The organism is Pseudomonas sp. 14P5.3.2 (assembly GCF_057799175.1).
Map to the genome: position 1 here is coordinate 49,428 of NZ_JBYOKU010000027.1, position 20,702 is coordinate 70,129.

At 61.8% G+C, this 20,702-nt stretch carries 21 protein-coding genes and 1 pseudogene; 12 read left to right on the top strand and 10 right to left on the bottom strand.

What is annotated here, in order from left to right; genetic code table 11:
• Positions 1-107: 107 nt before the first annotated feature.
• The 4 genes from codA to AC27VU_RS20330 all read right to left on the bottom strand — a co-directional run bounded on the left by codA (position 108) and on the right by AC27VU_RS20330 (position 4,619).
• On the bottom strand, positions 108-1,343 hold the full coding sequence (codA, locus tag AC27VU_RS20315) for a cytosine deaminase (protein WP_488724776.1): 1,236 nt from the start codon (positions 1,341-1,343) through the stop codon (positions 108-110).
• 14 nt (positions 1,344-1,357) lie between these two features.
• Complete coding sequence (gene codB, locus AC27VU_RS20320) at positions 1,358-2,629, bottom strand: cytosine permease (protein WP_488724777.1); 1,272 nt, start codon at positions 2,627-2,629, stop codon at positions 1,358-1,360.
• 458 nt (positions 2,630-3,087) lie between these two features.
• The gene (queD, locus tag AC27VU_RS20325) at positions 3,088-3,444 is read right to left on the bottom strand and encodes a 6-carboxytetrahydropterin synthase QueD (protein WP_003223505.1); all 357 of its coding nucleotides are present in this window, start codon (positions 3,442-3,444) and stop codon (positions 3,088-3,090) included.
• Positions 3,445-3,539: 95 nt separating this feature from the next.
• Entirely contained in the window at positions 3,540-4,619 is a 1,080-nt protein-coding gene (locus AC27VU_RS20330; RefSeq protein WP_488724778.1) for a patatin-like phospholipase family protein, read from the bottom strand.
• A 261-nt stretch (positions 4,620-4,880) separates the two neighbouring features.
• Between AC27VU_RS20330 and AC27VU_RS20335 the strand changes: the two genes are divergently transcribed.
• From AC27VU_RS20335 to AC27VU_RS20350, 4 genes are read left to right on the top strand one after another with little or no spacing between them, the layout of a single operon-like run.
• The gene (locus AC27VU_RS20335; RefSeq protein ID WP_003223509.1) at positions 4,881-5,189 is read left to right on the top strand and encodes a PepSY domain-containing protein; all 309 of its coding nucleotides are present in this window, start codon (positions 4,881-4,883) and stop codon (positions 5,187-5,189) included.
• Entirely contained in the window at positions 5,189-5,509 is a 321-nt protein-coding gene (locus AC27VU_RS20340; RefSeq protein WP_003223510.1) for a PepSY domain-containing protein, read from the top strand. The genes AC27VU_RS20335 and AC27VU_RS20340 overlap by 1 nt, the downstream gene beginning before the upstream one ends.
• Before the next feature lie 3 nt (positions 5,510-5,512).
• Positions 5,513-6,181 (top strand): response regulator transcription factor, encoded by a 669-nt coding sequence (locus AC27VU_RS20345; protein ID WP_003223514.1) that lies wholly within the window; start codon positions 5,513-5,515, stop codon positions 6,179-6,181.
• A complete protein-coding gene (locus tag AC27VU_RS20350) occupies positions 6,178-7,491 on the top strand; it encodes a sensor histidine kinase (RefSeq protein ID WP_488724779.1) in 1,314 nt (437 codons plus the stop codon). The genes AC27VU_RS20345 and AC27VU_RS20350 overlap by 4 nt, the downstream gene beginning before the upstream one ends.
• Positions 7,492-7,617: 126 nt before the next feature.
• Here AC27VU_RS20350 and AC27VU_RS20355 read toward each other — a convergent pair whose 3' ends face one another.
• The gene (locus tag AC27VU_RS20355; RefSeq protein ID WP_371262551.1) at positions 7,618-8,373 is read right to left on the bottom strand and encodes a methyl-accepting chemotaxis protein; all 756 of its coding nucleotides are present in this window, start codon (positions 8,371-8,373) and stop codon (positions 7,618-7,620) included.
• A 102-nt stretch (positions 8,374-8,475) separates the two neighbouring features.
• Positions 8,476-9,948 (bottom strand): annotated as a pseudogene (locus tag AC27VU_RS20360) (cache domain-containing protein); the annotation flags it as partial.
• Positions 9,949-10,215: 267 nt separating this feature from the next.
• On the opposite strand from AC27VU_RS20360, the gene AC27VU_RS20365 reads away from it, so the two are divergent.
• Both AC27VU_RS20365 and AC27VU_RS20370 read left to right on the top strand, forming a co-directional pair.
• On the top strand, positions 10,216-11,535 hold the full coding sequence (locus tag AC27VU_RS20365; RefSeq protein WP_003223519.1) for a Na+/H+ antiporter family protein: 1,320 nt from the start codon (positions 10,216-10,218) through the stop codon (positions 11,533-11,535).
• 193 nt (positions 11,536-11,728) lie between these two features.
• Positions 11,729-13,411 carry a methyl-accepting chemotaxis protein gene (locus tag AC27VU_RS20370; protein WP_103522022.1) on the top strand — a complete coding sequence of 561 codons (1,683 nt, stop codon included), beginning with the start codon at positions 11,729-11,731 and terminating at the stop codon, positions 13,409-13,411.
• 124 nt (positions 13,412-13,535) lie between these two features.
• Here AC27VU_RS20370 and AC27VU_RS20375 read toward each other — a convergent pair whose 3' ends face one another.
• A complete protein-coding gene (locus AC27VU_RS20375; RefSeq protein WP_488724780.1) occupies positions 13,536-14,471 on the bottom strand; it encodes a LysR family transcriptional regulator in 936 nt (311 codons plus the stop codon).
• A 112-nt stretch (positions 14,472-14,583) separates the two neighbouring features.
• On the opposite strand from AC27VU_RS20375, the gene AC27VU_RS20380 reads away from it, so the two are divergent.
• The 3 genes from AC27VU_RS20380 to AC27VU_RS20390 all read left to right on the top strand — a co-directional run bounded on the left by AC27VU_RS20380 (position 14,584) and on the right by AC27VU_RS20390 (position 16,700).
• On the top strand, positions 14,584-15,069 hold the full coding sequence (locus tag AC27VU_RS20380) for a DMT family transporter (protein ID WP_045122729.1): 486 nt from the start codon (positions 14,584-14,586) through the stop codon (positions 15,067-15,069).
• Positions 15,070-15,071: 2 nt separating this feature from the next.
• Positions 15,072-15,527 carry a DMT family transporter gene (locus AC27VU_RS20385; RefSeq protein WP_003223524.1) on the top strand — a complete coding sequence of 152 codons (456 nt, stop codon included), beginning with the start codon at positions 15,072-15,074 and terminating at the stop codon, positions 15,525-15,527.
• A gap of 1,005 nt (positions 15,528-16,532) precedes the next feature.
• Complete coding sequence (locus AC27VU_RS20390) at positions 16,533-16,700, top strand: metallothionein (protein ID WP_003223525.1); 168 nt, start codon at positions 16,533-16,535, stop codon at positions 16,698-16,700.
• Between the two features lie 22 nt (positions 16,701-16,722).
• On the opposite strand, the gene AC27VU_RS20395 is transcribed toward AC27VU_RS20390, so the two are convergent.
• A complete protein-coding gene (locus AC27VU_RS20395) occupies positions 16,723-16,995 on the bottom strand; it encodes a hypothetical protein (protein ID WP_488724781.1) in 273 nt (90 codons plus the stop codon).
• Between the two features lie 40 nt (positions 16,996-17,035).
• A complete protein-coding gene (locus tag AC27VU_RS20400; protein ID WP_003223528.1) occupies positions 17,036-17,263 on the bottom strand; it encodes a DUF6555 family protein in 228 nt (75 codons plus the stop codon).
• A 146-nt stretch (positions 17,264-17,409) separates the two neighbouring features.
• On the opposite strand from AC27VU_RS20400, the gene AC27VU_RS20405 reads away from it, so the two are divergent.
• The 3 genes from AC27VU_RS20405 (at position 17,410) to AC27VU_RS20415 (ending at position 19,551) form a co-directional block, all read left to right on the top strand.
• Entirely contained in the window at positions 17,410-18,177 is a 768-nt protein-coding gene (locus AC27VU_RS20405; RefSeq protein ID WP_488724782.1) for an AraC family transcriptional regulator, read from the top strand.
• Positions 18,178-18,389: 212 nt separating this feature from the next.
• Positions 18,390-18,563, top strand: coding sequence for a DUF1427 family protein (locus AC27VU_RS20410; RefSeq protein ID WP_103486135.1), 174 nt, complete (start codon positions 18,390-18,392; stop codon positions 18,561-18,563).
• A gap of 31 nt (positions 18,564-18,594) precedes the next feature.
• A complete protein-coding gene (locus tag AC27VU_RS20415; RefSeq protein WP_488724783.1) occupies positions 18,595-19,551 on the top strand; it encodes a quinone oxidoreductase family protein in 957 nt (318 codons plus the stop codon).
• A 122-nt stretch (positions 19,552-19,673) separates the two neighbouring features.
• On the opposite strand, the gene AC27VU_RS20420 is transcribed toward AC27VU_RS20415, so the two are convergent.
• Positions 19,674-20,696, bottom strand: coding sequence for a purine-nucleoside phosphorylase (locus AC27VU_RS20420; RefSeq protein ID WP_488724784.1), 1,023 nt, complete (start codon positions 20,694-20,696; stop codon positions 19,674-19,676).
• Positions 20,697-20,702 lie beyond the last annotated feature (6 nt).

The window sequence follows — 20,702 nt, forward strand, 5'->3', positions numbered from 1 at the left end:
TCCTCAAGCAACGTGAGGATGGCGGCTGTTCAACTTCGCGAACTACGGCATGAAAGGACGACATCATAAGGATGGATCGGCATCGAAATGACACCGATCTCTACACCTTAGACGAACTCCACCACCGCCATTTGCCGTTTCATCAGCACCTTGCCGCCGCGAATCGAATACAGCGGCAAGCCCTGGCTGCGAATCATTTCGTAATCGCTGTCCGCCGACAGAATCAGCAGGTTCGCCGGGCGTCCTTGTTCCAGGCCGTAACGCTCGCCCAGATGCATGGCCTTGGCGCTGTTATCGGTGACCAGATCCAGCGCGTTCTGCAGGTTGCGATAGCCGAGCATATGGCAGATGTGCAACCCGGCCTCAAGCACGCGCAGGATGTTGCCGTTGCCCAGCGGATACCACGGATCGACGATCGAGTCCTGGCCGAAACACACGTTCATTCCGGCCTCCAGCAGCTCGTTGACCCGGGTCACGCCTCGGCGTTTCGGGAAGTTGTCGAAGCGCCCCTGCAGGTGAATGCTTTCGGTCGGGCAGGAGACGAAACTGATCCCGGAATGCCCGAGCAGGCGGAACAGTTTGGCGCAGTAAGCGTTGTCGTAAGAACCCATCGCCGTGGTGTGGCTGGCCGTGACCCGCGCGCCCATGTCGCGACTGCGTGCCTCTTCGGCGAGCACTTCGAGAAAGCGTGAGTGCGGGTCGTCGGTCTCGTCGCAATGCACGTCAACCAGACACCCGGTGCGCTCGGCCAGATCCATCAGAAACTTCACCGAACTGACGCCCTGATCACGGGTGTACTCGAAATGCGGAATGCCGCCGACCACATCGGCGCCCATGCGAATCGCTTCTTCCATCAGCTCGCGACCGTTGCGGTACGACTCGATGCCTTCCTGCGGGAACGCGACGATTTGCAGGTCGATCAGATGCCGGGATTCTTCGCGCACTTCGAGCATCGCCTTGAGCGCGGTGAGCTGCGGATCGGTGACGTCGACGTGGGTGCGCACGTGCTGGATGCCGTGGGCGGCCAAGGCCTGAATGGTTTTCTTGGCGCGGGTCTTGGTGTCTTCTTCGGTGATGGTGACCTTGCGCTCGCCCCAGCACTCGATGCCCTCGAACAGCGTGCCGCTCATGTTCCAGCGTGGCTCGCCGGCCGTCAGCGTGGCGTCGAGGTGGATGTGCGGCTCGACGAAGGGCGGCACCACCAGATTGCCGCCGGCGTCGAGGTCGCCGGGGGTGAGGGTCGGGGCTTCGGTCTGGCGACCGATACTGCGGATCAGGCCGTCTTCCAGGTGCAATTCGTGCAAACCTTCCTGGTTGCGCAGTCGGGCGTTGATGATGTGCATCAGGCGAATCCTTCTTATAGGTCTTGTAATGGCACGGTGGCGCGACGGGCGCCGAGCAGGCCGGTGACGATGACATACGTTAGCGCGGCGGCAGCAATCCCTACCAGCGGCGCAACCCACGGCGAGTGGAACGCAGCGAGCGTGCCGACCGCGTAAGCCCCCAGTCCCGGCCAGTTGAACGCCGGCAGCCGTGCGTCGGCCAGACGTGGATAGCGCCTGCGCCAGCGGAAGAAAAAGTCGGCCATGATCACCCCGCCAATCGGCGGAATCACCGTGCCCAACAGAATCAGGTACGGCACCAGCATGTCGTACATGCCCAGCAGGGCGAGCAGGGTGCCGATCACCGCGCCCGCCAGGGTCACGGTTTTGCGTCGGCCGGTGCGCAGCAGGTTGCAGCCGGCGACGGCAAAGTTGTAGATGGTGTTGTCCTGGGTGCTCCAGATATTCAGCAACAGCATGGCCATCGCGGCCATGGCGAAACCTTGCAGCAGCAACACTTCAACCACGTCCGGCTGCTGATAGACGATTGCGCCGTAGGCACCGATCAGCACCATCAGGCCATTGCCGATGAAAAAACCGATCAGGCTCGCCAGCACGGCAACCCGTGCCGACCGCGAGAAGCGTGTCCAGTTGGTCGCCTGGGTCGCGCCGCTGACGAAGGTGCCGAACACCAGCGTGATCGCGGTCGACCAGTCCAGCGAACCGCTCGGCATCACCGAGAGCAAACCATCGAGGCCACCGACTTTTACGGTCGCGACCCACATCGACAGCATCAGCAGCAACATCATCGCCGGCACCGCGATGTACGACAGGATCTCCAGGCCGCGATAACCGACATACGCCGTGGCGCAGAACGCCAGGCCGAACAGCACCATCAGGCCGAGCACCGTGCCTTCATCGAGATCGAAGTATTTGCCGAGCACCACAGCGGCGGTCGCGGTACCCCAGGCGTACCAGCCGATCTGGGTGAAACCGAGGATCAGGTCGCTGAGCTTGCTGCCGACCTCGCCGAAACAGAAGCGCCCCATCAGTACCGAATTCAGGCCACTTTTGAACGCGATGTAACCCAGCCCTGCCGCGTAGAGCCCGAGCAGCAGATTGCCGATGATGATCACCGCGAGCATCTCGCCAAAACTGAACGCGACGCCGAGCTTGCCGCCGGCAAACATGGTGGCGGTGAAGAAGGTGAAACCGAGCAGCACCATGGCGGTTGAGGCCAGGCCTTTGCGTGCATGCATCGGGACTTCGCTGAGGGGGTAGTCGTTGCCGGGGTCGTTCTGCGTCATGGGGCGTTCCTTGCTGGATTGGGGAGACGCGGGGTGGGTTGCAGTGGTCGTGCCAAAGACCGTTATGCGGATTATGTATAGCTGAGTCAGGGATTTCGGGGCGAAAGCAGTGCACCAGAACACACACAGGCCCAATGTGGGAGCGGGCTTGCTCGCGAATGCGCTCGGTCAGCCAATGCAGATGGCGACTGATACACCGCTTTCGCGAGCAAGCCCGCTCCCACAGTTTTGCACTGTGTGGGGGTCAGAGGTCGGGGATGTCGCGGTAAGCCAAAAAGCATAGGCATAAAAAAACAGCCTCGGGGGCTGTTCTCTATTTTCCTGACAAAACACCAATTCCCCTGTGGGAGCGGGCTTGCTCGCGAAGGCGGTGTGTCAGCAAAAAATACGTCGACTGCTGCAATGCCTTCGCGAGCAAGCCCGCTCCCACAGGGATCTTCATTGTTCTTTAGAGCAAATCACTCACCGCGATAAATGCAACCGCTGGTGCAGGTCTCGTGAATGCGGATCGCGCTGAGTTCCGGCAGCAGGGGCTTCATTTCATTCCAGATGAATTTGGCCAGGACTTCGCTGGTCGGGTTTTCCAGGCCGGGAATGTCGTTCAGGTAGTTGTGATCCAGACGCTCGTACAGCGGCTTGAAAATCGCCTTGATCTCGGAGAAATCGCGGATCCAGCCGGTGTGCGGATCGAGGTCGCCGCTCAGGTGAATCGCCACCTTGAACGAGTGACCGTGCAGGCGCCCGCACTTGTGGCCGTCCGGTACGTGCGGCAGGCGGTGGGCGGATTCGAAAGTAAATTCCTTGAAGATTTCCACAGTATTTTCGGCTCTGTTCAGGTGGCGTTCGCCGCAGCGATTCGGGCAGGCGGCGAGTTTACCAGCTTGTGTTTGGCGATGCGGGAAAACACTGACTAAAGGGTCAGCAAGCGCTCGGCGAGACGACCGTTGGCAGCCAGTTCAAGAAACTCGTCGCCGAGGCGGCGGCTTTCCTCCATCGCCGCGTGCCAGTACTTTTGGCGGCTCGGCGCATCGCCCATGAAGCGCTTGAAGTCGTTACGATCCGGCAGTTTGCCGTAGGGCAGGCGCGCCAGATATTCCTTCGACGGTGCCAGCAACAGCACGTCCTGCAAGCGCTCGACCGAGGCCTTGCGCCAAGGCAGAGTCTTGTCGAACCAGCCCGGAATCACCCGGTCGGTGAAGTGCGGATAGAGCACGATGCCGTCGCCGCTGTAGGGCAGGTCGAGGTGATAGTCGAGCAGCCCGCCGTCGCGGAAGGTGCCGGCACCGGCACCCGGCAGGTCGCGCACGCCTTCCATGACCATCGGGATCGAACCGGACGCCAGCAGTGCCTGTCGCAGGTTGCCGGTATTGAGGGCGACGAAGCGCGACGGGAAGTCGTGCAGCGCATTGACCGGCGGGGCGAGGCGCGGGTCGTGAATGATCAGCCGTTCGAAGTGCCGCGACAGGCGCGCGCGACCGCGCAGGTTATCGGCGATCACCGAGCCCAGTGCCAGGCCGAGACGGCCACGATGATCGTCGGCCAGGCGTCCGTGGCTTTTGACCACCATGATGTTCAGGCGGTAGTCGGCATTGTTGAGGATGCTGGCGTCGCGGCCGTCGAGCAGGTCATTGAGCATGCGCTGCGAGCTCGCGCTGATCTCGGCCATGGTCACGCCTTTGTTGAAGTTCTGCTCGGCGTACAACTGGCCGAGGCGGCGAATGCCTTCGGCGGCATCCGGCAGGCAGGCACTGGCGAAGCGCCAGGAGCCGACTGAAGCACCGATCAGCGAGCGCTCGCGTGGCGCGCTCGGCAGCCATTCGCCGAACAACGCCAGATCAAGCCCCTGAATCCCCAATGCCTTCGGCCCGCCGGCCGCACCGGGCAGGGTGCCGACGTCGGCGGCGTTCAGCCCTTGGGCACGAATGCGTGCCATGGCCCGAGGGCCGGCCTTGAGGGTGAGGGCTGGGAACTTGATGTGGATGGCGGTCATACCGGTCTCGATCGTTAGCAAGCTTTGGATTATAGGCGCACTACTTGACCCTGTGGGAGCGGGCTTGCTCGCGAAAGCGGTGTATCAGTCGCCATCATTATTGCTGACCCACCGCATTCGCGAGCAAGCCCGCTCCCACAGGGTTTTGCATGAATCTGCAAATGAGGTTGGGGCCATGCGCAATGATGGCAATTCAGTTTCAGTTAAGTTCATCCCGCTAAGGTGCCCACCGTAGCTGCACATAAAAATACGGAGACACCCATGAAAACCCTGACTGCCCTGTCCATTGCCGCGATCATCGGCCTGACCGCCAGCCTCGCCCATGCCCGCGATCTTGGCCCCGATGAAGCCCTGCGCCTGCGCGACGCTGGTACTATCGTGTCCTTCGAGAAGCTCAACGCCACGGCGCTGACCAGACACCCGGGTTCGACCATCACCGATACCGAACTGGAAGAGCAGTACGGCAAGTACATCTACCAGATCGAAATGCGTGACCCGCAAGGGTTGGAGTGGGACCTGGAACTGGACGCGGTCAGTGGGCAAGTGCTCAAGGATCATCAGGATACTTAATGAAGCCGTATTTGTTACAGCCACGCACCGGCAGCCGACTGGCCCTGGTGCTATTGGCATTCTGCTCGGTGGCGGTGGCCCGTGATCTTGGCCCCGATGAAGCACTGCGTCTGCGTCAGCAGGGGGTGATCCTGCCGCTGGAACAGGTGCTGCAACAGGCACTGGATCGCTACCCCGGAGCGAAACTGCTGGAAGTCGAGCTGGAGGAAAAGCACGACGTCTATGTTTATGAAGTCGAGTTGCTGACGGTCGAGGGCGTGGCGCGCGAACTGCACCTGAAAGCCGATTCCGGCCAATTACTCAAAGACAAGGAAGATTGACCGATGCGTTTGCTTCTGGTGGAAGACCACGTGCCGCTCGCCGACGAACTGATCGCCGGCCTGCAGCGCCAAGGCTACGCGGTGGACTGGCTGGCGGACGGGCGCGATGCGGTTTATCAGGGCAGCAGCGAGCCCTATGACCTGATCATTCTCGACCTCGGCCTGCCCGGCGTTCCTGGTCTGGAGGTGCTGGCGCAATGGCGCGCGGGTGGGTTGTCGACCCCGGTGCTGATCCTCACCGCCCGCGATTCCTGGGCCGAGCGCATCGAAGGCCTGAAGGCCGGCGCCGACGATTACCTGACCAAACCGTTCCATCCCGAAGAGCTGCATTTGCGAGTGCAGTCGCTGTTGCGCCGCTCCAAGGGCCAGGCCAATCAGCCGACGCTCAAGGCTGCCGGCCTGCATCTGGATGAAGGTCGCCAGTGCGTGATCCGCGACGGCAGCGAGATTCAGCTGACTGCCGCCGAATTCCGCCTGCTGCGCTATTTCATGCTGCACCCGGAACAGATCCTGTCGAAGACCCACCTCGCCGAGCACCTCTACGACGGCGAGACCGAGCGTGATTCCAACGTCCTCGAAGTTCACGTCAACCATCTGCGGCGCAAGCTCGGTAAAGCCGTGATCGAAACCCGTCGCGGCCAGGGTTACCTGTTCGGCGGGCAAGCTTCGTGAGGTCGATCCAGCGCCGTTTGAGCATGGGCCTGATCAGCGTGATGGTGATCGTCGGCGTGGTGCTGGCGCAAACCAGCCTTTGGTTGTTCGAAGTCGGTTTGCAGCGCTATCTCGAAGCCGGACTGCGCAACGACAGCGAAAGTCTGCTGGTGGCGCTGGTGCGCGGCCCGCAGGGTTTGCAACTGGATGAGCGGCACCTGTCGCCGGCCTATCAGCGACCGTTTTCCGGGCATTACTTCCGCATCGATTTTGCCGACAGCCACTGGCGCTCGCGTTCGCTGTGGGATCAGGATCTGCCGCTGCTGGAACACCCCGGTTTGCACAGCAACCTGCAACTGGGGCCGGACGGTCAGCAGTTGCTGGTATTGCGCTCGGACTATCGACGTCTGGGGCAGTCGATCTCGATCAGCGTCGCCCAGGATTACACCCCGGTGCGCGAGAGTTTCCAGCGCATGCGCCAGATCGGTCTCGGCCTGGGGCTGGCCGGATTGCTGCTGATTCTGATCCTGCAACGGCTGACGGTGCGCCGCGCGTTGAAGCCGCTGGAGCGGGCTCGCGAGCAGATCGCCCAGTTGCAGCAGGGCCAGCGCTCGCAACTGGACGATCAGGTGCCGGTGGAACTGGAGCCGCTGGTGGCGCAGATCAACCATTTGCTGGCGCACACAGAGGACAGCCTCAAGCGTTCACGCAATGCACTGGGCAATCTGGGGCATGCGCTGAAAACGCCGTTGGCGGTGCTCTTGAGTCTGGCATCGAGCGAAAAACTCGACGCCCATCCGGAGCTGCGCAAGATCCTCAAGGAACAACTGGAGCAGGTGCAACAGCGGCTCAATCGCGAACTCAATCGCGCACGGTTATCCGGTGATGCGCTGCCCGGCGCGCTGTTTGATTGTGACGCGGAATTGCCGGGCCTGCTGGCGACGCTGAACATGATCCACGGCGAGCATCTGGCGTTGAGTTACGTCGCGCCGCCGGGGCTGCAACTGCCGTGGGATCGCGAGGACTTGCTGGAACTGCTCGGCAACTTGCTGGACAACGCCTGCAAGTGGGCGGATGCCGAGGTGCGTCTGAGTGTGATCGAACGTACTGACGGCTACGCCCTGAGCGTTGAAGATGACGGGCCGGGGATTCCCGAAGAGCAGCGTAGTCAGGTATTCAGCCGTGGCACGCGGCTCGACGAGCAGACTGACGGGCATGGTCTGGGGCTGGGGATTGTGCGCGATATCGTCGAGACGTGGGGCGGGGTGCTGGTGCTGGGCGAGAGCGAGTGGGGCGGGTTGAAAGTGGTGATCGAGTTGCCTAAACGCTGATTTTCCCAACACCACAAATCCCCTGTAGGAGCTGCCGAAGGCTGCGATCTTTTGACTTTGATCTATTAAAAACCAAGATCAAAAGATCGCAGCCTTCGGCAGCTCCTACAGGGTAGGGTGGGGCAGTCAGACCCGGAACTGATCCATCAGACTCTGCTGCTGATTCGCCAGGCTGTTCAGCGACTGGCTCACCCGCGCCGACTCGTTGGCCTGCCCGGACAGCGATTCGGTCACGTCGCGAATGGTTGCCACGTTGTTGTTGATCTCCTCGGCCACCGCGCTCTGTTCTTCCGCCGCGCTGGCGATCTGCAGGTTCATGTCGCTGATCACCGTCACCGCATCGCCGATCTGGCGCAGTGCGGTCACCGCTTGCCCGACCTGTTCGACACTGCCCTGCGCCTGCCGATGGCTGTTGCCCATCGACCCGACCACATCCTGGGTACCGGTCTGCAGTTGTTCGATCACCTGACGGGTTTCTTCCACCGACTCTTGGGTGCGGCGGGCGAGGTTGCGCACTTCGTCGGCGACCACGGCAAAACCACGCCCGGCTTCACCGGCACGCGCTGCTTCGATCGCCGCATTGAGCGCCAACAGGTTGGTCTGTTCGGCGATGGCGCGGATGGTTTCCAGCACGGTGCCGATCTTCTCGCTGTTGGCGGCCAGGCCTTCGACTTGAACCATCGCCGCGCTCATGTCAGCGGCAAGGGTGTCGATGCTCGCGGTGGTGCGGTCGATCACGGTCAGGCCCTGACGGGTGGCGCGGTCGGCGTCCTTCGCCGCTTCGGCGGCTTGCGCAGCACTGCGTGCGACGTCCTGCGCGGTGGCGCTCATTTCGTGGGACGCAGTGGCGACCTGATCGACCTGGCGGTATTGCTGTTCCATGCCGGCGCTGGTCTGGGTGGCGATGGCCGAGGACTGGTCGGCGGTGTTGCGCGCGTCCTGCACCGAGCGTTTCACTTCGGCGATGATCGGCTGCAACTTGTCGAGGAACTTGTTGAACCAGCCGGCCAGTTGACCGAGTTCATCCTGCTTGTCATAGGCCAGACGGCGGGTCAGATCACCTTCACCACTGGCGATGTCTTCGAGCATATGCGCCACGCCGAGGATCGGTTTGGTCACGCTGCGCGCCATCAGCCACACCAGCAGCAGGCCGACCAATGCCGCCAGCACGCCGAGGCTCAGCTCGATCAGGGTGCCGGAGTTGTTGCTCGCATCCAGTTGCTGCTTGAGCGCTTCGGCGCGGCTGACCAGCACCTTTTCCGGCACGTCGAGCAACACGCCCCACGACGGGCCGCCGGGGATCGGCTGGAACGGCGACAACACTTTCAACTGGCCGTTGCTGTGCAGGCTGCTGACGCTGCTGCTGGCGGCGAGTTGACGCAGCAGTTCGGCGCCGCTGACGGTATCCACGGCATCCAGGCGCTTGCTCAGTTTGCTCGCATCCGGGCTGTAGCCGGCGAGCAGACCGGTGGGGCTGATGATGCTCACGGCAGTCTGGCCGTCGTAGAGCTTTTTGCTCGCGCCCTGGCTGATCGCTTGCAGGCTGTTGAGGTTGATGTCTACCGACAGCGAGGCGATGACTTTGCCGTTGACCATCAGCGGGAAGACGATGCTGGTCATCAGCACGTTCTGGCCGTCGATCACATAGAAGTACGGCTCGATCACGCACGGCTTGAGCGTGGTGCGCGGGCAGGTGAACCAGGCGTTGGCGGCCTGACCGCTGGGGCCGGTGCTGGTGTCGGCCATGTCGCTTTCCGGAAGGGCCATCGAGGTGACCTTACCCGGAGTCGGCTGCGACCAGTACAGGGCGAAGCGGCCCTTGTCGTTGCTGCCCAGTTCGGCCTGACCGGCGAACAATTCATCCTTGCCATCCAGTGCGTTGGCTTCGAACACCAGCGACAGACCGAGCAGATCCGGGTTGGCTTGCAAGGCGGACTTGACTTGGCGGGTCATGTCTTCGCGCAGGTCGAAGGCGTCGAGGAAGCGCTTCTCGGCCTGTTCGCGCAGGAACAGCACCTGCCGCGAGAAACCGTGACCGTATTGATAGGCGTCCATGAACTGCTGGCGAATCCCGGCCGCCTGCACTTCGCCTTGGGATTCAATGCGCGCCTGGGCTGACTCGGTCAGCATCTCCATGCTCGAAGCTTTCACCAGCTCGGAGCTGTGCTCCATGCGATACAGCGAAAGACCCACCAGCAGGGTCACGATGCCCGCCAGGCACAGGCCGGCGAGCAGGGTGATTTTCCATTGAATGGAAAGTTGTCTGAGCGACATGGAGACGTCCTTATTCGATAAATATCTGAGACTTTGCACTGTAACGGCCGCGTTTCGGCTTTCTTTATTGTTCAGGCGCAATATGACCAATTGCCGCAGCTGAGTGACATTTAGGCCCCTGTGGCGAGGGAGCTTGCTCCCGCTGGGGTGCGTAGCGCCCCCAAACCCTGCTAATGCGGTCATTCAGGCATAACGCGTCTACCGAGTTTGCGACTGCTGCGCAGCCGAGCGGGAGCAAGCTCCCTCGCCACAGGGATCTCCTGCGCATCACCGGGTTCTGCATTGTCAGTTACATTTCAGTTCAGCCGCTCGCTTTGACACCGCCGCCACTCTGCGGCACAGTGCGCGCCCTTCTAATAAGACCCTCTTTGCAAATCCGCCGGTCAAGCGTTGGCGGACTCATCCTGTCTGGCGGTGATGATTTCATCGCAGTGTTTTTGAGGTAGTGAAATGAATGCAGTGATTGCTGCGGTCGGCGTCATGCTGATCCTCAGCCTGTCCCGCGTGCACGTGGTGATCGCCCTGATCGTCGGTGCGCTGGTCGGTGGCCTGACCGGTGGTCTGGGCATCGACGCCACACTCAAGGCGTTCAACAGCGGCCTGGGTGGCGGGGCGACGGTGGCGTTGTCCTACGCATTGCTCGGCGCTTTCGCCGTGGCGATTGCCAAGTCCGGACTGGCCCATGCGCTGGCCGACAAGGCCCTGGCGATGGTCGACCGCCAACACTCGACCGGCGGCGGCAGCGTCAAGTGGCTGCTGATCGGCCTGCTGTGGGTGGTGGCGATTGCCTCGCAGAACATCCTGCCGATCCACATTGCGTTCATCCCGCTGCTGGTGCCGCCGCTGCTCTATGTACTGACCAAGTTGCAGCTGGATCGCCGGCTCATCGCCTGCGTCATGACCTTCGGCCTGATCACCCCGTACATGGTGTTCCCGGTGGGTTTCGGCAACATCTTCCTCAACCAGATCCTGCTGGCCAACGTCAGCAAGGCCGGGGTCGATATCAGCCAGATCAACGTCATGCACGCCATGGCGATTCCGGCCCTGGGCATGGTCTTCGGCCTGTTGATGGCGGTGTTTTTCAGCTATCGGAAAAAGCGCGTTTACGATCTGGAGAAGATCGAGCAGGTCGAGCAAGTCAGCGTCGCCTACAACCCGAAGACCATTGGCATTGCCGGTCTGGCGATTGCCGCCGCGTTCATCATTCAGTTGCTGCTGGATTCGATGATTATCGGCGCACTGGCCGGGTTCCTGATCTTCTCGGCCTCGGGCATCGTCAAGTGGCGCGAGACCGATGACCTGTTCACCGAAGGCATGAAAATGATGGCGATGATCGGCTTCATCATGATCTCCGCCTCGGGGTTCGCCGAAGTGCTCAAGGCTACCGGCGAAGTGCGCTCGCTGGTCGAAAGTGCGGCGGCGTGGATCGATCACAGTCAGGCGATCGGCGCGCTGTTGATGCTGCTGGTGGGCCTGATGGTGACCATCGGTATCGGCTCGTCGTTCTCCACGGTGCCGATTCTGGCAGCGATTTTCGTGCCGCTGTGCGTGCAGCTGGGCTTCAGCCCGATGGCCATCGTGTGCATCGTCGGCACCGCGGGGGCGCTGGGCGACACCGGCTCGCCGGCCTCGGACTCGACACTGGGCCCGACCTCCGGGCTGAACGTCGATGGCCAGCATCACCACATCTGGGACACCGTGGTCCCGACCTTCCTGCACTACAACCTTCCGCTGCTGGCGTTTGGCTGGGTGGCCGCGATGGTGTTGTAAACGCTGAAACCTGTGGGAGCGGGCTTGCTCGCGAATGCGGTGTATCAGAAACATAAATGTTGACTGACACGACGCCTTCGCGAGCAAGCCCGCTCCCACAGGGGAATGCGGTGAATCCCCCGCTCAACTTTTGCTTGCGCGTGCCGTTAACGCCTTTAACCACGCCAATAAAACCAAAAGAGTGAGCCCCCCCATGCGCTTGAGTCTCAAGGCCAAAGTCCTGTCCCTTGCCGTCCTGCCGGTGCTGCTCTTTGCGCTGGTCATCAGCCTGACCACGCTGTTCATCCTCCAGCAACAGGCACACACCGAAGTCGAACAGACCCGCGAGCGCCTGCTCGCCGACGCCAAGGCCACGCTGCAAAGTTACGTCGCCGTGGCGATGACCACGATCAAGCCGCTGTACGACGCTGCCGCCCCCGGTGACAACGCGGCGCGGGCGCAGGCGATCAAGCTGCTGTCGGGCATCCGCTACGGCAAGGACGGCTATTTCTTCGGCTACGACTCCGAGACCGTGCGCCTGTTCAAGGCCAACGACCCCGAAGGCGTGGGCAAAAGTTTCAAGGACAACCGTGACCCGAATGGCGTCTACGTCAACCTCGGCCTGGTGAAAGTGGCGAAGGACGGCACCCACTATCTGCAATACAGCTCGCCGCTGCCGGGCAATGCCAACGTGCTGGTGCCAAAACTCGGCTACACCGAGTACCTGGCGAAATGGGACATGGCGGTCGGTACGTCGGTCAACCTCGACGGCATCGAAGCGCAAGTCGCGGTAGTGCAGGCGCAAGTGCAGGAGCGCATGGAGGGGGTGATCCTCAGCATCGTTGGTGTGGCGCTGGTGGTGTTGTTGGTGATTGCCATCGCCGGGATGCTGCTGGCCAATACCATTCTGCGGCCGCTGAACCTGATGAAAGCCAATCTCGACGACATCGCGGCGGGCGAGGGCGATCTGACCCGCCGGCTGAACATCACCAGCCAGGACGAACTCGGCGAACTGGCTGGCTCGTTCAACCGTTTCGTCGACAAGATCCACGGTCTGGTGCGGCAGATCACCGAGATGACCACGCAACTGACCGGCCTGGTGACCCAGGTTTCCGATCAGGCTCAGCGTTCCGATCAGGCGATGGAGCGTCAGCGCCACGAGACCGATCAGGTCGCCACGGCGATCAACGAGATGTCCGCCGCTGCTCAGGAAGTTGCCAAGAGCGCGCAGAACGCCGCCGTCGCCGCGCAGCAGACCGATGAAGAAGGCCAGAGCGCCAAACGCGTGGTGGCTGGCAGCATCAAACAGATTCATGCGCTGGTGGATGACATTCGCAGCAGCGGCGTGTCGCTCGACAGCCTGCAGCAGGACGTGTCGTCGATTGTCGGCGTGCTCGGGGTGATCCGCTCGATTGCCGAGCAGACTAACCTGCTGGCGCTGAACGCGGCGATTGAAGCGGCGCGCGCCGGGGAGGCCGGACGCGGCTTTGCGGTGGTGGCGGACGAAGTGCGGGCACTGGCCAGCCGCACGCAGATCAGCACCCAGGAAATTCAAGGCATGATCGATCGCCTGCAGGCCGGCACGCAGTCGGCGGTCGAGGCGATGCGCCGTTCCAGTGAAGCGGGCGATGGCACCTCGGCGCAGGCCAATCAGGCCGGCGCGTCGCTGGACGCGATGGCTGACCTGATCGCGACCATCAACTCGATGAACGCGCAGATCGCCAGCGCAGCCGAGGAACAAACCGCGGTGGCCGAAGAGATCAACCGCAGCGTGCATCAGATCGCGGTGGCGGTGGACAGCGTGGCGGATGAGACCCAGTTGGGCGCGCAGACTTCGCGCAGCCTGGCCGAACTTGGCCAGCGATTGGGCAAACTGGTGGGCCAGTTCCGTATTTAAGGTTGCTGCAAAAACTTTGTGGGAGCGGGCTTGCTCGCGAATGCGGTGTGTCAGATACAGAATCGTTGACTGACACGACGCCTTCGCGAGCAAGCCCGCTCCCACATTGGGTTTTGTGCAAGGCTCAGGGGCGGTCCCAGTACGGCACTTCGCCGAAGCACTCGACGAAGAAATCAATCACCGTCCGCACCTTCACCGACAGCCGCCGACTCCCCGGCCACAGCACCGCGATCTGCTGCGGTTCGAGGCTGTTCGACACCTGATAGTCCCCCAGCACCGGCACCAGCCTGCCTTCGCGCACCGCTTCACCAATCAGCCATGACGGAAACATCACTAACCCGAGGCCTTGCTCGGCCGCTTGGGTGAGGGTGTCGGCGTGGTTGCCGGTGATCGGGCCTTTGACCGAGTAGGGCGTCCAGTCGCCCTGATCCCGCCGGAAAAACCAGCGTTGCTGACCGGTCGCGCCTTTGTAGGCCAGGCATTGGTGCTGCGCCAGATCTTCCGGGTGTTGCGGTGTGCCGTGGCGCTTCAGATAAGTCGGGCTGGCCGCGACCTGGAAACGGTGCGGCGCGAGAATCCGCGCCTGCATGCTCGAGTCGTGCATCGGGCCGATGCGGAACAGCAGGTCGGCGCCTTCCTGCAACGGGTCGACGTAATGGTCAGTCTGCTGGATGTCCAGTTGCAGCTTCGAATAGCGCGCGCACAACTGACCGAGCCACGGCGTCAGATGGCGTTGGCCGAACACCACCGGCGCGTTGATCCGCACCAGCCCGGTGGGTTCGCTTTGCTGTTCCTGCAACGCCTGCTCGGCCTCTTCCAGTTGCACCAGCACCAGCCGCGCATGGTGGCCGAGCATGCGCCCGGCCTCGGTCGGCGTCACGGCGCGGGTGTGGCGGTAGAGCAGTTGCTGGTTCAGCGCCTGCTCCATCAACTGGATCTGCCGCGAGATCGAAGAGGGCGCCACGCCCTCGCGCCGGGCGACTTCGGAAAAACTGCCGTGATCGAGCACCGCCACAAACAGCCTGAGTGCCTTGAAGCCCAGTTCGTTAAGCCCGTGCATGAATCGTCCTGCTGTGCGAGTTGCGCAAAAGTGTTGTCTGGATGCTCCCATTTATCGCACAGCGGCGCCAGCCGATAATCCGCGCCATCGTTTACTTGCGTGGGTTTGGATGATGCAGACGTTGGAAGAAGTGAGTGTGGCGGCGCCGGCGACCCGGCCGGGGTTGCGCCTGTTGTTGCTGCCGCTGGTGATTCTGGCCGGCATGGGCCTGTCGATGGAGGCCGGGTTGCTGGGGCCGTTGGGGGAGCAGGTCGGGCATCTGTGGGCGACTTTGAGCATCTTCGGCGTGGGTTCGGCGATTCTGTTTTTGCTGCTGTTGTTCGCCGGCCCGCAGAAAGGCCCGGCGCTGACTGACCTGCCGCGCTGGCAGTTGATCGGCGGACTCCTCGGGCCGATCTATGTGGTGGTGCTGACCCTGGCGACACCGCATATCGGGATTGCCATGACGATGATCGCGATTTTGTCCGGGCAGGTCGGCAAGAGTGTGCTGATCGACCATTTCGGCTGGTTCGGCGCGACGCGCAAGAAGGTCAATGCCGAGCGGTGGCTGGCATTGGGGTTGATTGTGGTGGCATTGGTTCTGATTGCGCGGGGTTGAAGATGAGTCTGGTTATTTTGTTGGCAGTGGTGGTGTTGGCGGGCGCGGTGTTGAGTGTCCAGGCGGCGATCAATGGACGCCTCGGTGAAAGCGTCGGGGTGTTGCGCAGCAGTTTGCTGACGTTTTTCGTCGGGGCGGTGATCACCGGGTTGTTGATTGTGTTTTTTGAGCCGGCCCATGCGGTGAGTTTGCTCGATGTGCCGAAGTGGCAGGTCTGCGGGGCGCTGTTTGGGGTGGTTTACATGATGGTCATGGTCGGCGCGGTGCCTGTTGTCGGGACGGCGGTGGCGACTGTTGCGGTGATTGTTGGTCAACTTGGGATGGGGATGTTGATTGATAATTTTGGCTGGTTGGGGAATCCGGCGATCGAGCTTTCGTCTTCTCGGGTGTTGGCGATGGTTTGTCTGGGGTTGGCTTTGGTCTTTATGTATCGGAGTAGTGTTCGCGGTTCTGATTGAGTTTTGGGTGTATATCCGTTTTTTTGGTGAAGGCTGATTAGGGTTCCGCCCTTACGGCGGGTCACTTTTGGCAAACGCCCCAAAAGTAACCAAAAGGTCTGTGCCCTGACGTTCGGCCCTCGCCTGGGCTCGGGTTCCTTCGCTCCGGGATTCATCCGGGGGGCAGCGCCTACGGTTTGCTTCGCTGCACCTCCTCTCGCTGTGTTTGGCTGCGCCAAACGGTCGCTGCGCTCCCACCCCCGGATAAATCCCTCCACTCAGCCTGCCGACGGGCCCTGAGATCAAAAGCTTTACTCGAGCTAACGCTCATTGTGTTGAGTGGGGCGGCTTCGCCGCATGCGGGGCACGCTTTCTAAATTGTAGGAGCCAGCCTGCTGGCGATGGCGGCCTACGAGCCGACCAATCTCTTGCGGATGCACCCGGCCCAACTGTGGGAGCGGGCTTGCTCGCGAAGAAGGCCTGTCAGCCGACCAATCTCCAACTGAATACACCCAATCCCATGTAGGAACTGCCGAAGGCTGTGATCCTTTGATCTGCTTTGGCTTTGGCTTTGGCTTTGGCTTTGGCTTTGGCTTTTGATGTGGCTTTTGATGTGGCTTTTGATCTTCTGCCCCTTCGGCAGGCCGAGCGGAGGTGTTCATCCGGGGGATAGGCGCGCAGCGCCATGCGGCGAAGCCGCATCCATCGAGAGGAGGTGCAGCGAAGCAAACCGGAGGCGATGCCCCCGGATGGACACCGTAGCGAGGGAACACTGAGCCTAAGCGAAGTGCCGTACGCCGGGGCAAAGCCTTTTGGGTTACCTTTTCGGCGTTTGGAAAAGGTGACTCGCTGTAAGAGCGAAACCGCCAGCGGCAGCACCCGAAAAAACGGATATACACCCAAAAACCAAGTATCCAAATCGCACCCAGGCAAAATCAAAAGATCGCAGTCTGCGGCAGCTCCTACACTGGTATTTACGGCTTATCCCAAAAGCCCAGACAACCACCAAAAAAGGAGTCTGCCCCCATGCCCGATAGAAAATGCGACTGCCCCAACTGCAAATGCACCATCAAAGAAGGCGACCACTCTTACGCCGTACACGGCAAACACTACTGCTGCGAGGCCTGCGCGCACCACCACAAGGGCGGTGAAGAATGTTCAAGCAAAGGCTGCCATTGCGCCCACCCCAAATAATCCCGCGCAAAAAAAGTGGAGCCTAATCAGGCTCCACTCGCAGTTTCAGGCTTTCATCATCCAGCCGTTCGGTACGGCGTACCGTGCCTTGCAGTCGTCGACCGTCGACCCTGACCACCACGGTTTTCGCCTGGTCGAGATCTTCCGGTAACGGCGCCGGCACGCGCAGGGCGAAGCTATAGGGGTCGTCTTCGACAGCCTCAAGACCCACCTGACAGTCCACGCTTTTGGTAATACGACCGAACAGAGTGTCAAGACCGTAATCCAGATGCGCCGGGCTGAAGATGCTGGTCATTGTGTACGCCCCCAAAGAGTCCCCATTGCCTGGCGAGAGTCTAGCTCGCCGGTCGCCATGTGACGTTTTCCACGCCGAATTTCTCCGCCATCGGTTTGCTGGTCTTTTGTACCTTTTCCCGGCCGAAGCGCGGGATGCGACCCACGCCGGCGTCGCAGCTTGCCCAGTGCCACGCCTCGGCGTTGTCCATTTTGTCCGAACGGATAATGAACGACTTGGGCGTGCCGTGAAGGGTGTAGTCGATGACAAACAGTTTTGCGTTGTTCATAAAGCCCGTAATCCTCCCTGTGGTATTAGAAGGATCACCGCGCACCGGGAAAATTCACTCGGATTGTCCGACGGTATCTATCGTTGGCGACGCATGGGCGCAGTGGTTAACATGGCCGCTCCGCCAACCCCCAATGATTGCTCGCCATGGCCCTCGCCGCACCCCCTGATTTGAGTGATACCGATGTCCCGGTGCAGCCGCTGGCGCGCACGTATCCGCGTGGCTTGTTCATCGAGCCGCACGAGCATGTCTGGGGGCAGTTGCTGTATGCGATGAGCGGGGTGATGTGGGTCGAGACGCCGCATGAGGCGCTGGTGGTGCCGCCGCAGCGGGCGGTGTGGTTGCCGCCCGGGGTGCCGCATGGGATTCGTGTGGTGTCGGACTTGCAGATGCGCAACATTTATCTGCGACCGGTGCTGGCGGCGACGCTGGACTCGACCGTGCAGGTGATCGAGGTCGGTGGGCTGTTGCGTGAGTTGATCGTCGGGCTGGTGGAGCAGGGCGACAGCGGCGAGCCGGCCTATTACGAGGCCTTGGTCGGGCTGGCGCTACTGGAACTCAAGCGCGCCCGGCGCTCGCAACTGAAGATCCCGCTGCCGGACGATTCCGACCGGCGTCTGATGAACCTGTGCCAGGCGGTGATGGCCGCACCGTCGCTGGACATTTCTTTCGAACAGCATGCGGAAAATGCCGGGGCGAGTGTGCGCACGCTGGCGCGGTTGTTCAAGGACAGCCTGGGCATGGGCTTCGCCGAATGGCGGCGGCAGGTGCAACTGGCGACGGCGGTGGCCGAGTTGATTCAGGGCGTGCCAGTGAGTGCAATTGCTCGGGAGCTGGGGTATTCGCCGAGCAGTTTCAGTGACATGTTCCGGCGCGAGCTGGGTGTGGCGCCTTCGCAATTTATGACCACCTGAGCGCAACTCTTGTGGGAGCGGGGTTGCTCGCGAAAGCGGTATGTCTGTGAAGAATTAGAGACTGACCCGCCGCCTTCGCGAGCAAGCCCGCTCCCACAGGGGACTGCAGTGAACTCAAGGATTTGGCCGAAATTCAGAAGTCCTTGGCCGACGCCTCTGTCCATCCTTCCCTAGACTCTGCCCATTCCCTTTAACGCGGCGGAGTTTCCTCCATGAACTACCTGATTTCGCTGGCCATCGGTCTGGGTGTCGGCCTGCTCTATGGCGCGCTGAATTTCCGTTCCCCGGCGCCACCGGCCATTGCGCTGGTGGGGCTGCTGGGCATGCTCGCGGGTGAGCAGTTGTGGCCGATGGGCCGGCAACTGGTCGCCGGTTGGTTGTCCTGAACTGTCCTTTTTTCCTTTGGTGGATGTCCTCATGAAAGCACTGCAATTCGATAAAACCGGCGACCTGTCTTCCTTGCGTTTCGTTGACGTGCCGACCCCGGTGCCTGGCGCTGATGAAGTGCTGGTCGAGATCAAGGCCGCCGGCCTGAACCCCAGCGATGTGAAGAACGTGCTCGGGCGTTTTCCGTACACCACATTGCCGCGGATTCCCGGTCGTGATTTTGCAGGCGTAGTGGTGCAAGGGCCGCAAGCGTTGATCGGTCGGGAGGTCTGGGGCACCGGGCGCGACCTGGGTTTTTTTGCCGATGGCTCCCATGCGCAGTTCGTCAAACTGCCGGCCACTGGAGTGGCAGCCAAACCGGCGCATCTGAGTTTCGCCCAGGCTGCGAGCCTCGGCGTGCCGTACACCACGGCGTGGGATGCGCTGGAGCGTAGCCGGGTGACTGGCGAAACACGTTTGCTGGTGATCGGCGGCGGTGCGGTGGCCACGGCGGCGTTGGCGCTGGCCAAGGTGCGGGGGGCGCAGATTCTGGCGGCCGCGCGGCGGCCGGAGCAGGTCAAGGAGTTGCAGGCGCAGGGTTATTCGACGATTCAGCTGGATAAACCCGAAGACCTCGGCGCGCAGGTCAACGCGGTATACAGCGGCGGCGCCGACGTGATCTTCGATACCACCGGTTTCTGGCTGCCGGCCTCGGTAGCGGCATTGGCACCGTTCGGGCGCATTGCGATCATTGCCGCACCGGTCGACGGCCATGTGCAATTGCCAGCGCTGGCGCTGTACCGCAAGGGTGGTTCGGTGGTCGGGATCAACTCGCTGCTGTACAGCGTGCAAGCCTGTGCGGCGATGCTCGAGCAGTTCGGACGCTTCTTCGATGAAGATCGGCTGCCGTTGCCACAAGGCCTGGTGGAGGTGCCGCTGGCGGAGGGGGTGCAGCGCTATGCGCAGGTGAATCAGGGCAGCGGCGACAAGATTATTCTTATCCCCTGACTCAGCCACAAACCCTGTAGGAGTGAGCCTGCTCGCGATAGCGTCAATTCAGTCGACAAATTCGGCGGCTGAATAACCGCCATCGCGAGCAGGCTCACTCCTACAATTGATTGGCGCAGGTTTCAGGATTGCGGGACGCCGTTTTCCCACGCCGACCAGTTTTTCAGGATGTCCTGCACCAGCGGATTGCCGGCGCGATAGAGGTTTTCCAGCGCCGGCACGAAGCCGCCCTGATCGGCGTATTTCAGCAGATTGTCCACCTCACTGCCGCCCGGCGCCGGGCGATCGAAGTCGGAACCGGCACGCACCACGGCCAGACGCTGCACATCCACCAGACCTTCACGACTGGCGCGTAACAAGGCCTCGTAGGTCGAGTTGTCTTCCTGTTGCGTCGTGCAGTATTCACCCTGGTTGTCGGTCAGCAGTTTGGTCCAGACCTCGGCGCGTTCGCTCAGGCGTGTACCGGAGAACCAGGTGTTGCCCGCCAGCGTGTCGCAGCGCGTAACGACCGGCGGCTGGTTGGCCGGGGCGGACGGGTATTTCAGGCGCCAGGCCGCTGATTCCTTGCTCTCGCTCAGCTCGACCTTGTGGCTCAGGGCGAAGGCTTTGGCCTGTAGTTTCGGGTTGAGTTCGAAGACTTCGGTCTTGTAGTCCAACGGCGGTTTTTCGTTCGGGCCTTTGGTGTTGATGCCGAGGTAACCGGTCGGCCAGCTCGACGGCGCATCGCGCGAATCCAGCTCCCATTGCGTACCGAATTCCACCAGATAATGCGCCCACGCCGCGGTGCCGATGGTCCCGTGTTTCGGGCTGATCCCGGCGATCCCGGCGATCAGGAACCAGCTTTTGCGCAGGTCGAATTTCGGCGACAGCGCCAGGGCCAGGGTCGAAGCCGCGGCGTTTGTCTGGCCCATGCCGGTGGTCAGCAGGCACACCTGCTGGCTGTTGCAGCGAATGCTCGGGTACTCGGCGGACAGCCCCGGCACGCGGATTTCCTGTTTCAGGTCGAGGCGCTCGATCCAGTTCTGCGCCTCGGGGGCGAACATGGTGATCAGCACCACTTTCGGCTGGATCGGCGCTTCAGCCGCCCAAGCAGTGGAAGAGAGCAGGGCCGCAGCGGCCAGGGTCAGACGCGTCATTGCTTGCATGAAAAT